The following is a 14,144-nucleotide window of genomic DNA, read 5'->3' as shown; positions in this document are numbered from 1 at the left end:
GAGGAACGATACGTTGTTGTTACCCCTATTAGGCCGATAATGCCAGTCATTACCCCGCGATCAGGACCACTGACATGACTGCCACTCTCTACCGTTTATCCGCTTTCACCCGTGACCCCAAGGGCGGCAACCCCGCCGGCGTCTGGATCGGCGACGCCCTGCCCGATGCGGCCACCATGCGCGGCATTGCCGCCGAAGTGGGCTATTCCGAAACGGCCTTCCTCGGCCCTGACCATGACGGCGTGCGCACGGTGCGTTATTACAGCCCCGAGGCCGAGGTCAGCTTCTGTGGTCATGCCACCATCGCCGCAGGCGTGGTGCTGGGTCAGCTCGATGGCGCTGGCACCTATAGGCTCTCCACGGCAGTCGGCGAAGTGCCGGTTGCCGTGGAGCAGATCGACGGCGACTGGCAGGCCTCGCTGGTCTCGGTGGCGCCAGAACAGCGGACCGCCGCCCCCGCCCTGGTCGAGGCAGCCCTGGCAAGCCTCGGCTGGCAGGCGGATGAGCTGGACCCAACCCTACCGCCGGCAGTGGCCTATGCCGGCGCCTGGCATCTGGTGCTGGCCACCGCCTCCAAGGCGCGACTCGATGCCCTATCCTACGACTTCGCGTCACTCAAGGCTCTGATGCTGCGTGAGCATCTCACCACTCTCCAACTCGTGTGGCGGGAATCGTCTACACGATTTCATGTGCGCGATCCGTTTCCGGTCGGTGGCGTGGTGGAGGATCCGGCTACCGGAGCAGCGGCGGCGGCATTAGGGGGCTATTTGCGCGACGCGGAGTTGATCGAGGCCCCCGCGCAGTTGACGCTGCTTCAGGGCGACGTGATGGGACGGCCAAGTCAACTCGAGGTGGCAATTCCTGCCTCGGGGGGCATTGTGGTGTCGGGTACGGCAGTCTCGCTTCAGAGACCTGTCGAATATCTTTCTTGAGTCCGACCTCTTGAGCCAGTCACCATCGAAAGAAAGGCCGCCATACTATTAGGCGGCCAGCTCTCGTCTACCCCGCCTCCAGCAACGTCCGCAACACACGCTTGACCCGCTCGATGCCACCTTCCAGTGCGGCCTCGATCTCGGCCATGGTGATCTCACGTTCGACCACACCGGGGGCGGGATTGACCACCAGCGCCAAGCAGGCATAGGGGATTTCAAGCTCCCGGGCCAGGGTCGCTTCGGGCATGCCGGTCATGCCGACCAGGCTGCAGCCGTCGCGCGCCATGCGGGCGATCTCGGCGGCGGTCTCGAGCCGTGGCCCCTGGGTGCAGCCGTAGATGCCACCATCGTGCAGGGCCTCACCAGCTGCCCTGCCCGCTTCCAGCACCGCCTGGCGCAGCGCTTGGTCGTAGGGCCAAGAGAAGTCGATGTGCTTCAAGGTCTTGAAGCGGCCATCGAAGTAGGTCGATTCGCGCCCGCTGGTGTAGTCGATCAGTTGATCGGGCACCACCAGAGCCTCGGGCGCATGGACGGGGTCGATGCCACCCACGGCATTGACGCCGACGATGCGGCTGGCCCCGGCCTGCTTGAGCGCCCAGAGGTTGGCACGGTAGTTGATGCGATGCGGCGGCAGCTTGTGCGGGTGGCCATGGCGGGCCAGGAACAGTACATCATGCTCACCGAGCCGCCCTTCCAGCACGGCACCGGATGCCGTACCGATAGGGGTCTCGGCGCTGTGCCGTTTGGTGACTTCCAGCCCTTCCATTTGGGTGAGGCCGGTCCCGCCGATAATAGCCAGCATGCGCAATGTTCCTTGTTAGCGATGGCAGAGATTCACGGAGCACTGTGACGAGCTGAGCATGTTAAGTGCTCACATCCCCTGGGGCGCGAAGATCCCCGGCGCGTTGCGCCAGTAGCCCTTGTAGTCCATGCCGAAACCGAACACGTAGCGGTCCTCGACATCGAGGCTGCAGTAGTCGGCCTTGAGTCCCGGTACCGCCTTGCGGTCGTGGTGCTTGTCGACCAGCACGGCGGTGGAGATGCTGGCGGCGCCAGCTTCCCGACAGTAGGCCAGGATGGCGGCCAGGGTCGAGCCCTCGTCGAGGATGTCATCGACGATCACCACGTGGCGGCCGGCCATCGGCACCTCGGGCGAGACACGCCAGAAGAGCTCGCCGCCGCGGGTGCCACCGCGATAGCGGGTCGCGTGCAGGTAATCGACCTCAAGCGGAAAGCCGAGCCGGGTCAGCAGGTGGCCGGTGGTGATCAGCCCGCCGTTCATCACGCAGTAGAAGACCGGCAGCTTGTCGCCGAGATCGGCGGTGATGCGATCGGCCATCTGGTCCAGCGCCCGCTCGACTTCCTGTTGGGAAATCAGGCAATCGGCGTTGTCCATGATGTCGCGCATGGCGGCCAGAGACGCATCGGAGGCAGAAGCTTTTGGAGTCATGGGGTCACGAATCGGTTGGGAGTGTAGAAGGGGGTTCGCCATTGGCCAGGGCTTCGAGCCGGGCATGCACGCGGCGCCAGCGCCCCAAGGCCGGCAGGTTCTCGAGGCTCGGGCGGGCGCGGCCATAGCGCAGCTTGGCCTGGCGCTTGCTGGCACGACCCACGCAAGCGTCCAGCGCTTCAAGTGCCGCGGCGCGGTCGTTGCACATCAGCACCATGTCGCAGCCGGCATCCAGCGCGGCCAAGGTGCGCTCACCGGGGCCGCCGGCAACATGGGCGCCGGCCATCGACAGATCATCCGAGAAGATCGCGCCCTTGAAGCCGAGCTCTTCACGTAAAAGGCCCAGCCAGTTGCGCGAGAAGCACGCCGGCCGGGAATCGAAGGCGGAATAGACCACATGCGCGGGCATTACGCCGCCGAGTCGCGATGCCTGGGCGGCAAAGGGCACCAGATCATGCGCCCGCAGGTCGGCAAGTGGCCGAGGATCGACGGGTAATTCGTGATGCGAGTCGGCGGCCACGCTACCGTGCCCGGGGAAATGCTTGCCCACCGCGGCCATGCCGGCCTCGTTGAGACCGGCAATGAAAGCACCACCCAGCCGGCTGACCTGTTCCGGCTCATGGGAAAAGCTGCGATCGCCAATCACCGTAGACTCGCCGCCATCGACGTCGAGCACCGGGGCAAAGGTGATGTCCAGCCCGCAGGCGGCCATCTCCATGCCCAGCAGCCAGCCGGCGTCCTGGCAGTGTTGCAGTGCGGCCTGGGAATCAGCGTCGAAACCTTCGGCCAGGCGAGACATGGCCGGCAGCCGGGTCACACCACGACGAAGGCGCTGTACTCGCCCGCCTTCCTGATCGATGGCAAGCAGCAGGTCCGGCCGTACGGCGCGAATCGCGGCGCACAGAGCCTGAACCTGGGTCGCGTCTTCGACATTGCGCCCAAACAGAATCACGCCCCCGACTTCGGGGCGAATGAGCATCTCAGCCTCTTCAGGCGTCAGATGGGGACCCTCGAGATCCAGCATCACTGAACCCAGCGGTTGCGTCATCTTGATCTTCCTTGGCGTTGAAGGAGGAGAATTCTAGAGCAATGTCTCGTCTGACAACAGACGCTCAGTCATGCAGCCAGACCGGCGTGCCCGGGGCGGCAACGGCGAACACCTCGAGCAAAGTCTCATCACGAAGGCGAATACAGCCATGAGAGGCGGCCACGCCCATGGGTTCGGTGGGCGGCGTGCCGTGCAGGTAGATGTAACGTCGTTGGGAGTCGACGCCTCCACCGCGGTTATAGCCGGGCTCGAGACCGCACAGCCAGAGAATACGGGTCAGAATCCAGTCGCGCTTGGGGTGGGCGGCGGCAAGTGCCGATGAATAGACTTCGCCGGTCGGTCGGCGGCCCCGAAAGACACAGCCCGCTGGCTGGCCGTCGCCGATCGCGGCACGCACATAGTGCCAACCCAGCGGTGTCTGGCCGCTGCCATCATGCTGGCCGTGACCGGCTTCACCGCTTGAGATCGCATGCTCGGCCTGGCGCTCGCGACCCTGCCATACGACAAGGCGCTGAGCCGTTACATCGATTTCAAGCCAGGGGCCATTGGCGGGCGGTAATGCGTCGAGTCGTGGCGTGCGCATGCCCTACCCCGCTACCTGGACGGAGTCGTTCGGCTCCTCAGGCAAAGGCGCCTGAAGCGCGGCTACCACGACCGGGCGCAGACGACGCACCAGGTCACGCACGGTCACATGCTCGTGATAATCCTTCTCGGCGATATCGCGCAGGGCATCCAGGCCTGAAAGAGTGAAAATCACCGTGCCGAGCACGAAGTGCAGGCGCCAGAAACGCTCGGCGTCCGGTAGCTCGGGCGTTGCCTGTCGGACAAGGTCCGTGAAGCGGGTGAAGACGCTGCCATAGTGCTCTTGAATGTAGCGGCGCAGATGACCCTGCGCCTGGCTGTAGGCGAGCCCCAACAGCTTCATGAACACCTTAAGGCTGTTGCGCTCGGCAGGCACCTCGAGCACCGAGCGGGCCATGGTTTCAAGCAGCACCTCAAGAGGGATGGTCTGGCCTTTATAGTCCCGTTCCAGCCCATCGAGCGCTTCGTGGAAGCGCACGGTGAAGGGGTCGAGGTAGCGCGCGAAGACCGCCTGGATCAGCGACTTCTTGGAGCCAAAATGGTAGTTCACGGCCGCCAGATTGACCTTGGCCTTGCTGGTAATCGTCCGCAGGGAGGTTTCGGCAAAGCCGCGCTCCGCGAACAGGACCTCTGCGGTATCAAGAATCCGCGTCACAGTATCGGTCTGGGCCATGCTCATGCCTCGTCACCTGTCACCAATAAACGAATGTTTAAAACATATTCCAATTCTATGTTGGGTATCAGAATGTCACAACGGTACAGAAAATCCAGTTCGATCCCGCTCAAGGGCATAAAAGGGATGTTGCTGGGCTTATTACTGCAAGACGTTGCTGAGCTTTCTGTATGACGTACTGAGCGCTGCGGAAGGTGTTGATGAAAAACGCTCACCGGATTACTGGATGCAATCACATACTGTATACTTGACCAAACATCCTTAGTGACCACCGGCGGAGGCCGTATGACACGCCCCCTGACACCGCGCCAGCAGAACGTCTATGACTTCATCGTCAAGACCATGAGCGAACTGGGCTATCCCCCGACTCGCGCCGAAATTGCCCGCGCTCTGGGCTTCCGCTCGCCTAACGCCGCCGAGGAACACCTACGGGCCCTGGACAAGAAAGGCGCGATTCGTATGGTGCCCGGCACCTCGCGCGGCATTCGGCTGCCGGCAATGGAAGCCGAAACCGCCGAGAGCGAACCCAAGGCCGCCAGCGCGCCTGAGTCAAGCGCACAGGGTCTACCGATCATCGGTGAAGTCGCGGCGGGTAGCCCGATCCTTGCAACGGCCCATATCGACCGCTATTGCCCACTGCCGGCCGACTACTTCACGCCGCGTGCCGATTACCTGCTGCGGGTTCGCGGGCTGTCGATGAAGGACATCGGCATTCTCGAAGGCGACCTGCTGGCCGTGCACCGCACCGAGCGTATCCGCGACGGTCAGATCGTCGTTGCACGTATCGAAGAGGAAGTCACGGTGAAGCGTTTCAAACGCCAGGGCCATACGGTCTGGCTGCTGGCCGAGAACGAGGAATTCGCTCCCATCGAGATCGACCTGCGCCATCAGGAGCTGGAAATCGAGGGTGTCGGTGTGGGGGTAATTCGCGGTGGCAACGGTCAGGCGCTGCACTGATTGAACGCTTCTACGACCTACCCAACGAGATAAACGGACCGACAGACATGGCCGGCACGCCACGCAAGATCATGCATGCCGACTGCGACTGTTTCTTTGCCGCAGTCGAAATGCGCGACAACCCTGCCCTGAGAGACGTGCCCATAGCCGTCGGGGGCGGGGTGGATCAACGCGGGGTGATTGCCACCTGCAATTATCCCGCCCGCGCTTTCGGCGTTCGCTCGGCCATGCCCACCGCACGTGCCCTGCGCCTATGTCCCGACCTGGTGCTGGTGCGTGGCAATCATGAGCGCTACCGGGAAGTCTCCCGGGACATTCAGGCCATTTTCTACGAGCTGACCTCGCTGGTAGAGCCCCTCTCCCTCGATGAGGCCTTCCTCGACGTCAGCGACGTGGATCTCTTCAAGGGCAGCGCCACCTGGATGGCGCAATGGCTCAAGGCCGAGGCCTTCAAGCGCACCGGCATCACCATCTCGGTGGGCGTGGCACCCTCGAAGTTTCTGGCAAAGATCGCAAGCGACTGGGAAAAGCCGGACGGTTTGACCGTGATCACGCCGGATGACGTCGATGGCTTCATCACCACCCTGCCGGTGACCTGCCTGCATGGCGTCGGCCCCGCCACCGCGGCCAAGCTCGAGACCATGGGTATTGCCACCTGCGAGGACCTGCGTACCTGGCCCATCGAGACCCTGCTGGATCGCTTCGGCAAGTTCGGCAAACGCCTCTTCGAGCTGGCTCGCGGCATTGACGAGCGCGAGGTGCGCACGCACCGGGAGCGCAAGTCGATCAGCGTCGAGACCACCTTCCACCACGATCTACCGGACCTCGCCGCCTGCCAGGAAGCGCTTCTGCCGCTGATCGAGCGGCTCGCCAGCCGCGTCGAACGCCACGGCCAGCCGCCGCTGGACAAGCTGTTCATCAAGGTGCGCTTCAGCGACTTCACCCTTACCAGCCTCGAATGCCAGGGCACCTCGGTCAGTACCGAGCTCTTTAACCGCCTGCTCGAGCAAGCCTGGTCGAGAGCGGCACAGCCGGTGCGCCTGCTGGGCGTGGGGGGCCGCCTGGTATCGGCCGACGCCCGCCGCCAGCTCTCGCTGTTCGAGGGCGAACTCGACGACACGACAGAAACGCCCGCCCCTTTCCTCTCCACTGGCTCATCCGGTTCATCTCAGGGCGCCTAGCCCGTTAGCCATTGCCAGGCTTTCGCCTCGACAATCACCACCCAAATCCCGAGCAGGATAAACACCAGGCACGCCAATAGGTGGATGGCACGCATCGGCAGGCGTTCGCAGAAACGCGCCCCCAGCCACAGCACCGGCGCATTGGCGGCAAGCATGCCGAGGGTGGTGCCCAGCGTCACCATCAGCACGTCTTCGAAGCGAGCGGCCAGCAACACGGTCGCGATCTGGGTCTTGTCGCCGATCTCGGCAAGGAAAAACAGCACGAAGCTGGTCAAAAAGACGCCATGGCCGGGGGCACCGGCTTCCAGGCCATCTTCATCGTCAGGCTTGAGCAGCCAAAGACCCATGCCAATGAAGGCCATACCCACCAGGGCGGTCATCAGGCGGGGATCGATCAGATCGACAAGGGTGGCACCCAACCAGGCCGATACGCCGTGATTGATCAGGGTGGCGACCACAATGGCCCAGAAGATTGGCCAGGGTCGGGCAAAGCGGGCAATCAGCAGCAAGGTGAGCAACTGCGTCTTGTCACCGATTTCAGCCAATCCGATGGCCAGACCAGAAGTGATTAGCGCGTCCAATGAAACATTCCCCCGGGCCGGCCACTAGACGATACAGAACATGACGTGCCGCCGGCCCCGGAAGCACATCATGTTCTGAGTCTCGTTTGACCTTGGGCAGGCTGGTGATAAAGGCCAGGCCCGGGTCGTCGATGCCATGGTCGTCGCGACCAAATTTGTTGACATCGACCATTCTCGGTCGCTTCTTGCAGGGGTGTCGCGGCTGGCTGTCGATGTTGCTGACAGGCTCTCGGACACACCCAAGGAAGGCGGTTGGAAAGTAACTACTCCCCCAAAACGCCGAAGATAATAGCGATTTATCCCACGCCTCACAACCCTATCAAGGCCTCCTGGCCCTTCTCACGCGTCCTCTCAAACGTTCTCTCACACGTTCTCTCACATGCCGAGTCAGTAGGCGTTATGGACCATCGTCACGAGGCTTTATTTGGTATCGATATAACGGTGGGCATTGAAGGTCGCCACCCAGTGGGGGTGGTAGACCAGCAGCAGGCTGAGCAGCATGCCGCTGATAAAGGCCTCGGCTGGCATCAAAAGGGGCAGGAAGAGCGCATACTCGCGCACCAGGAACCAGGCCTGGGGATCACTGTTGCCGAGAAAGACGATACCCACCGTGGCAAGCCCCGCGACCAGAGTGGCCAACGCCACGCCGAAGAAGCCGCACACGAACAGAAAGACCGGCAGGCTATCTGGCAGTGAGCGATCGACGCATCGCCAGACCCACCCGGTCACCCATGCCGGAATGACGCCGCTGATCAGGACATTGACACCGAGCAGTGGCCAGGCGACCTTGCCGATGGCAACCATCGCCACATTGACCACCAAGTTGACCGCAAGCGCCGGTGGCGCACGAAACACAAGCGTCAGCAGCGCGGTGAAGACCAGATGCAACGACAGCCAGTCGACCGCCTGAGCGCGCAACTGCCATAGCAGCACGATCGCGACGGCCGCGGCCATCAGCCGATGCTGCTGGCCGCTATCGGCAAGCAGGCTGCGCCAGGGGTAGCCAAGCGCGCTATAGATAAGCACCAGCAGACTCAGTACGCCACACAGCACCAGCATCCAGGGGGCGAGAATGCTCTCGGCGAAGGTCATGAGTTGGCGTCCCTCCCCTCTTTGCGGGTGTGACTAACCGGGTATTGCCGCGCTCTTCGGCCTCAGGCGAAGACGATGGTCTTGTTGCCGTAAATCAGTACGCGATCCTGCAGGTGCCAGCGAAGCCCTCGCGACAGCACGGCTTTTTCCACGTCACGGCCGAAACGCACCAGGTCCGTGGCCGTATGGCAGTGGCTGATCCGCTGGATGTCCTGCTCAATGATCGGCCCGGCATCCAGTTCCTCGGTCACGTAGTGACAGGTCGCGCCAATCAGCTTGACCCCGCGCTCATGGGCCTGATGGTAAGGCCGCGCGCCGGCGAAGGACGGCAGGAAGCTGTGATGAATATTGATGACGCGACCGACATAACGCTCACATAGCGCAGGCGGAAGAATCTGCATGTAACGCGCCAGCACCAGCGTATCGGCCCGAGCCGCCTCGACCAGACGCTCGACTTCGGCGAAGGCCGGGGCCTTGTCACTGGGGTCGACGGGGACGTGATGGAAAGAAATACCGTGCCATTCGACCAATGAACGCAGATCGTCGTGATTGGAGATCACGCAGGGAATCTCGCAATCGAGCTCGCCCGCCGTATAGCGATAGAGAAGATCAACCAGGCAGTGAGACTCGCGAGAGACCAGCACAGCGACCCGCTGCGGACGACGAGTATCGGTCAGCTTCCAGTCCATCTCGAATTCATCGGCAATCGGCGCAAAGTTGTCACGAAAGCCGTCCGCGTCGAGGGGTAGCGATTCCGCGACCACCTCATAACGCATGAAAAAACGCCCGCTCGTCAGATCGGAATGCTGGTTGGCTTCGGTAATTGAGCCACCATGACCTGCGAGGAAGTTCGAGACACGCGCCACAATGCCGACGCGGTCGGGGCAGGAGACCACCAAGCGATAGTAATGAGACATGGATTGACCGTCAGTTAATAACCAGAAGAGAAAACAACAGAAAACAGTGATGGCTACTGGCGAGCCGCCAGGAAAACAAGTGTAACCAATTCACCCGCGCCGAAACACTCCATGCATCGCGCATCGCGTTGTCGCAGCCCTCACCAGATGCGTATGATGAAACGACTCTTCGCTACATCGTGTTCGTCATGTCCCGACCTCGTGTCCAGATTCGCCCTCGCCGCCGCCCGCCTCTGCATTTCCTGCCGCTCGGTGGGTGCGGAGAGATCGGCATGAACCTCAATCTCTACGGCTACAACGGACACTGGATTGCCGTGGACTGCGGCATGATGATCCGCCAGGACTTGCCTGACAGCCCCCTTCAGGTGCCGAATCTGACGACGCTTGCGACCCTCGATATCAAGCCGCAGGCGTTGATCATCACCCACGGTCACGAAGATCACATCGGCGCAGCCGCCTGGCTTTGGCCCCAGTGGGGATGTCCGATCCATGCCACACCGCTGGCTGCGGGCCTGCTTCGCGCTAAGTTCGCCGAGCGTGGCCTTGCCACCAACGACATCCACATCATCGATCCTGGCGAGGCCATGGAATCCGGCCCCTTCGGTCTGCGCTTCCTGCCGCTGACGCACTCCATCCCCGAGAGCTGCTCGCTGTTGATCACCACCCCCGAGCAGAGGGTGCTGCATACCGGGGACTGGAAGCTGGACCCGGCGCCCATGATCGGCAAGCCGGTCGATGAGCAACTGTATCGTGGCATCGCGCCGGTCGACCTAGTAGTGGGTGATTCCACCAATGCGCCGCTGCCCGGACACTCGCGTAGCGAGCGTGACGTTGCCGAGGCGCTGGAAAGCACCATAGCAAGCTGCAGTGGCCGCGTGATCGTGTCGTGCTTTGCCAGCAACCTGGACCGGGTGCTGGCCATCGGCCTTGCCGCTCAGCGCTGTGGGCGCCGCGTCAGCCTGATGGGGCGTTCCATGGAGCGCATGGTGGGTGTCGCCCGGGGTCTTGGTTATCTCGATGATTTCCCGCCGCTAGTGCCCGTGCGTGACCTCGGCTACCTGCCGCCAGAAGAGGTACTGGTGATTGCTACCGGCAGCCAGGGCGAGCCAAGAGCCGCCCTGTCACGTCTGGCACGAGGCCGCCATGGGGATTTCGAGCTCACCGCTGGCGACAGCGTGATCTTTTCCGCCAAGGCGATCCCGGGCAATGAGCGACTCATCGAGCGCTTGCAACACGGCCTTCGCCAGCTCGGGGTGACGCTGTTCGACGAACGTGATCACCCGGAAATTCATGCCTCGGGCCATCCGTATCAGGATGAGCTGAACACGCTCTATGACTGGGTGAAGCCGCGCCATCTACTGCCCGTTCATGGTGAGCACCGCCACCAGCAGGCGCACCGGGAACTGGCCGAAGCCCGAGGCATTGTAGCGCCGCTGGTGCCGGTCAATGGTGATCTAATTCGTCTCGACGGTGAAGGGCTGACCCGAGAGTCGCGCCATCCCCAGCCCCCCTGCATCATCAGCCAGGAAGCGGTGACCCCGGTGCCGGATCTCAATGATCCCCAGTCTGGCCGACATGAACGCAACGGCAGTCTCTTCCTTGCGTTGCCGGTTACGCCCCTTGATGAAGGTTGGACACGCATCGGTCGCCTTCTGATCGACATTTCAACGTCCACGCCGCTTGATGAAGAGGCGTTCGCGGACTGGCTGGATGAGCGGCTTGGCGAATTATCGGCCGATAATCTCGCCGAACTGCGCCAGCAGCTTCAACCAAGCCTGATGCACTACCTAGGCGAGCGCCTGCGCCATCTGCCTGCAGTGCATCTGCAACTATTGGCCGCAGAACCACCTGTCGAAGAGGCACCCGTCGGGGCGTCTTAATCAGATTAAGCCGCATGCTTTGGCCACTCGCTCACCGATAGTTTGACCGTCAGTTCATGCGGTGTGCGACACATCATGCGGCGAGGCAGCGGGTGGCCGATAATGCAGATTACTTGGCATGCAGATCACTTGGCATCCTTGGGCGGACGTCCGCGACGGCGCTTGGGTTGCTCCGGCACCAGATCATCCACGGAAAGCCCCGCATCATTGATCGCTTCGCGAATCTCCGCGAGCTTTTGCTCTTTCATCCGCTCTTCCTGCTGGCGATCGCGTTCTTCTTCCTGCTTTTGTTCGATGACTTCGCCAATGACCTCAGCCAGTTTGTGCAACTGTTCCATGCTCAGCTGCCGTGCCGCTGCGCGTGCGACATTCTTATTGCGAGCAATGCGCTCGAGCGTTTCCGATGACATTGGCTTCTCCACTTGTCGAGTGCTAAAAAACCGATAACTACAGGAGAATAAAGTATATGCACAGTCCATTATTTGGCAAGAAATAGGCACAATTTACCCATAAAAAAACCGGCCTATTGGGCCGGTTCTTGTCACTATTTATATCGACACCTTATATCGCGATCTGGCCAGAAAAGGCTCAGCCACCCGTCATGTTCATGAAGCGAACCACTTGCACGTCACCGTCGGTAGTGAAGTGATGCTTCTCGGGTTTGAGGGGCATGGCGTCGATGATGCGTGTCTTGAGTGCGTCCATGTCGCCGGGATATTCACGCAATACTTCACGAAGATCGACCGAATGCTCGTTACCCAGGCACAGTAGCAAGCGTCCTTCCACCGTCACCCTGACGCGATTGCAGGAGGAGCAAAAGTTGTGGCTGTGAGGCGATATGAAGCCGATGCGCGTATCGCTGTCGGCCATGCGGAAATAACGTGAGGGACCTGCGGTTGATTCCGCAGAAGCCATCAGCGGATAGCGCGATTCGATACGCTCCCTCACCTCATCACTTGAGCAGAAGGTTTCGGCCCGCGAGTGGTCAGATACATCCCCGAGCGGCATTTCCTCGATGAAGCTGATGTCGAGACCTTCATTACGGGCGAACTCGACCAGGTCGAGCACTTCATCGTCATTGCGGCCCTTGAGGATCACCGCATTGAGCTTGATGCGCGAGAAACCGGCGTCCTTGGCGGCACGAATACCACCGATCACCTTATCCAGCTCACCGGTTCTGGTGAGCTGCCGGAACCGCTCTGGATCGAGGGAATCAATACTGATATTAAGCCGCTCGAGGCCGCCTTCCTTCAACACCTCAGCGTGTTTGTCGAGACTCGCGCCATTGGTGGTCATGGCGAAATCCTTGAGGCCAGGCAGCGCCCCGATTTTACCGACAAGCTCGCCGATGCCACGCCTGACCAAAGGCTCTCCCCCGGTTAGACGAATCTTCTCGACCCCTAACTCGACAAACGCCTGGGCAACCATTTCCAGCTCTTCCAGGGACAGGACCTGGTTGCGTGGCAGGAAGGTCATTTCTTCGCTCATGCAATAGACACAGCGAAAATCACAGCGATCTGTGACCGAGATCCGCACATAGGTAATGCGGCGATCGAAGTTGTCGATCAATTGTTGCATTCTTCCTCCCAACGCGCGGCGTCCTGATGATCGCTCGAGCGTTCGGCGACCCAATAGTTACCGCTCGCAGTGTGCTCCTTCTTCCAGAAGGGAGCGCGCGTTTTGAGATAATCCATGATGAAATCGCAGGCCTCGAACGCCGAGCGACGATGAGCGCTAGCGACCACCACCAGCACGATGGGATCTCCCGGTTCCAGGCACCCCACCCGATGGATAAGCCGCACCCCTTGGAGGGACCAGCGACTCTCTGCGTCTTCGACGATAGCTTCGAGTGCCCTTTCCGTCATGCCGGCATAATGTTCAAGCGTCAGCGCCCTTACGTCCGGGCGCTCATTGAAGTCTCGTACCAGACCGGTAAAGCTGACGACGGCGCCGATATCACTGCGGCCCTGCAACAGCGCCTGCTGCTCGGCACCGGCATCAAAGGCCTTCTGCTGCACGCGGATCATCATCACCCTCCGGTTACCGGCGGAAAGAAGGCGACTTCATCGCCGTCGGTCAGCGGCGTCTGATCGCCACCCATCACTTGATTGACCGCGCACAGTACCCGCCCTTCATTGAGACCGGCAAAGCGGGCATCCGTTGCGATAAGCGCCGCCTTGAGGCCGGCGATATCAGCGCTTTCCAATGTATCGAAGGGTATGTCCAGATCACTGACACCGAGTCGCTCACGCAGCTCGGCCAGACACTTGATATGGACAGTGGGCTCCGCCGTCGCCAGCGCCAGTCCCGGATCGGCATGGCGCGAAGCACCGGTAACGATGGGTGAACTCACCGCCTGGCGACGATAATCACCGGACTTGCCGCCGGTCTTGCTTTCCAGGCGGATCTCGCCAATTTCCATGTCCTTGTCGACGGCCTTGCACATGTCGTAAAGCGTCAGGCAGGCCACCGACACGGCCGTCAGCGCCTCCATTTCAACACCGGTACGGCCATTGAGACGGCAGGTGGCACTGACCTCGACGCTTGAACTCGGTTCATCAAGACGAAACTCGATGGCTACCTTGGATAGCGGCAACGCGTGACAGAGCGGAATCAGCTCGGGGGTGCGTTTGGCTGCCTGAATGCCGGCGATACGGGCCGTGGCGAGCACATCGCCCTTGGGCAATTCGCCGTCGGCCAGCAGGGCGAGCGTCTCTGGGTGCATGCGAATGCGTCCACTGGCGACGGCTTCTCGCTGACTTTCGACCTTGTCGGCCACATCGACCATGTGGGCCTCGCCGCGGGCATTAAGATGGGTCAGGCTCATACAGGATCACCCGCTCGTAATTGA

16 protein-coding genes are annotated in these 14,144 nt (G+C 61.5%); 4 read left to right on the top strand and 12 right to left on the bottom strand.

Going from position 1 to position 14,144, the window contains the following annotated elements; genetic code table 11:
• Positions 1 to 74: 74 nt before the first annotated feature.
• Positions 75 to 932 carry a PhzF family phenazine biosynthesis protein gene (locus ETC27_RS11400; protein ID WP_136255114.1) on the top strand — a complete coding sequence of 286 codons (858 nt, stop codon included), beginning with the start codon at positions 75 to 77 and terminating at the stop codon, positions 930 to 932.
• A gap of 67 nt (positions 933 to 999) precedes the next feature.
• On the opposite strand, the gene ETC27_RS11395 is transcribed toward ETC27_RS11400, so the two are convergent.
• The 5 genes from ETC27_RS11395 to ETC27_RS11375 all read right to left on the bottom strand — a co-directional run bounded on the left by ETC27_RS11395 (position 1,000) and on the right by ETC27_RS11375 (position 4,685).
• Positions 1,000 to 1,734, bottom strand: coding sequence for an S-methyl-5'-thioinosine phosphorylase (locus ETC27_RS11395; protein ID WP_136255113.1), 735 nt, complete (start codon positions 1,732 to 1,734; stop codon positions 1,000 to 1,002).
• A gap of 69 nt (positions 1,735 to 1,803) precedes the next feature.
• Entirely contained in the window at positions 1,804 to 2,382 is a 579-nt protein-coding gene (locus tag ETC27_RS11390) for a hypoxanthine-guanine phosphoribosyltransferase (RefSeq protein ID WP_136255112.1), read from the bottom strand.
• 4 nt (positions 2,383 to 2,386) lie between these two features.
• Positions 2,387 to 3,430 carry a beta-N-acetylhexosaminidase gene (gene nagZ / locus ETC27_RS11385; protein WP_136255111.1) on the bottom strand — a complete coding sequence of 348 codons (1,044 nt, stop codon included), beginning with the start codon at positions 3,428 to 3,430 and terminating at the stop codon, positions 2,387 to 2,389.
• Positions 3,431 to 3,494: 64 nt separating this feature from the next.
• Positions 3,495 to 4,013, bottom strand: a complete 519-nt coding sequence (locus ETC27_RS11380) for a L,D-transpeptidase (protein ID WP_136255110.1) — start codon at positions 4,011 to 4,013, stop codon at positions 3,495 to 3,497.
• Between the two features lie 3 nt (positions 4,014 to 4,016).
• Entirely contained in the window at positions 4,017 to 4,685 is a 669-nt protein-coding gene (locus ETC27_RS11375; RefSeq protein ID WP_136255204.1) for a TetR/AcrR family transcriptional regulator, read from the bottom strand.
• A gap of 285 nt (positions 4,686 to 4,970) precedes the next feature.
• Here ETC27_RS11375 and lexA point away from each other — a divergent pair, with 285 nt between their 5' ends.
• Positions 4,971 to 5,642, top strand: a complete 672-nt coding sequence (gene lexA / locus ETC27_RS11370; RefSeq protein ID WP_136255109.1) for a transcriptional repressor LexA — start codon at positions 4,971 to 4,973, stop codon at positions 5,640 to 5,642.
• 47 nt (positions 5,643 to 5,689) lie between these two features.
• On the top strand, positions 5,690 to 6,823 hold the full coding sequence (gene dinB / locus ETC27_RS11365; protein WP_136255108.1) for a DNA polymerase IV: 1,134 nt from the start codon (positions 5,690 to 5,692) through the stop codon (positions 6,821 to 6,823).
• Here dinB and ETC27_RS11360 read toward each other — a convergent pair.
• The 3 genes from ETC27_RS11360 to purU all read right to left on the bottom strand — a co-directional run bounded on the left by ETC27_RS11360 (position 6,820) and on the right by purU (position 9,413).
• Positions 6,820 to 7,404 carry a TMEM165/GDT1 family protein gene (locus ETC27_RS11360; protein WP_136255107.1) on the bottom strand — a complete coding sequence of 195 codons (585 nt, stop codon included), beginning with the start codon at positions 7,402 to 7,404 and terminating at the stop codon, positions 6,820 to 6,822. The genes dinB and ETC27_RS11360 overlap by 4 nt on opposite strands.
• Before the next feature lie 420 nt (positions 7,405 to 7,824).
• Complete coding sequence (locus ETC27_RS11355; protein ID WP_136255106.1) at positions 7,825 to 8,496, bottom strand: energy-coupling factor ABC transporter permease; 672 nt, start codon at positions 8,494 to 8,496, stop codon at positions 7,825 to 7,827.
• A 62-nt stretch (positions 8,497 to 8,558) separates the two neighbouring features.
• On the bottom strand, positions 8,559 to 9,413 hold the full coding sequence (purU, locus tag ETC27_RS11350) for a formyltetrahydrofolate deformylase (protein ID WP_136255105.1): 855 nt from the start codon (positions 9,411 to 9,413) through the stop codon (positions 8,559 to 8,561).
• A gap of 272 nt (positions 9,414 to 9,685) precedes the next feature.
• On the opposite strand from purU, the gene ETC27_RS11345 reads away from it, so the two are divergent.
• Complete coding sequence (locus tag ETC27_RS11345; RefSeq protein WP_136255203.1) at positions 9,686 to 11,293, top strand: ribonuclease J; 1,608 nt, start codon at positions 9,686 to 9,688, stop codon at positions 11,291 to 11,293.
• Positions 11,294 to 11,418: 125 nt separating this feature from the next.
• On the opposite strand, the gene ETC27_RS11340 is transcribed toward ETC27_RS11345, so the two are convergent.
• The 4 genes from ETC27_RS11340 to moaC all read right to left on the bottom strand — a co-directional run bounded on the left by ETC27_RS11340 (position 11,419) and on the right by moaC (position 14,120).
• Entirely contained in the window at positions 11,419 to 11,703 is a 285-nt protein-coding gene (locus ETC27_RS11340) for an H-NS family histone-like protein (RefSeq protein WP_136255104.1), read from the bottom strand.
• A 178-nt stretch (positions 11,704 to 11,881) separates the two neighbouring features.
• Entirely contained in the window at positions 11,882 to 12,871 is a 990-nt protein-coding gene (gene moaA / locus ETC27_RS11335; RefSeq protein ID WP_136255103.1) for a GTP 3',8-cyclase MoaA, read from the bottom strand.
• Positions 12,859 to 13,320 carry a molybdopterin synthase catalytic subunit MoaE gene (gene moaE, locus ETC27_RS11330; RefSeq protein WP_136255202.1) on the bottom strand — a complete coding sequence of 154 codons (462 nt, stop codon included), beginning with the start codon at positions 13,318 to 13,320 and terminating at the stop codon, positions 12,859 to 12,861. The genes moaA and moaE overlap by 13 nt, the downstream gene beginning before the upstream one ends.
• 2 nt (positions 13,321 to 13,322) lie before the next feature.
• Complete coding sequence (gene moaC, locus ETC27_RS11325) at positions 13,323 to 14,120, bottom strand: cyclic pyranopterin monophosphate synthase MoaC (protein WP_136255102.1); 798 nt, start codon at positions 14,118 to 14,120, stop codon at positions 13,323 to 13,325.
• Between the last annotated feature and the right edge of the window lie 24 nt (positions 14,121 to 14,144).

The organism is Onishia niordana (assembly GCF_004798965.1).
In the GTDB taxonomy this organism is placed as follows: domain Bacteria; phylum Pseudomonadota; class Gammaproteobacteria; order Pseudomonadales; family Halomonadaceae; genus Onishia; species Onishia niordana.
This window is presented reverse-complemented; position numbering and strand designations above follow the sequence as displayed.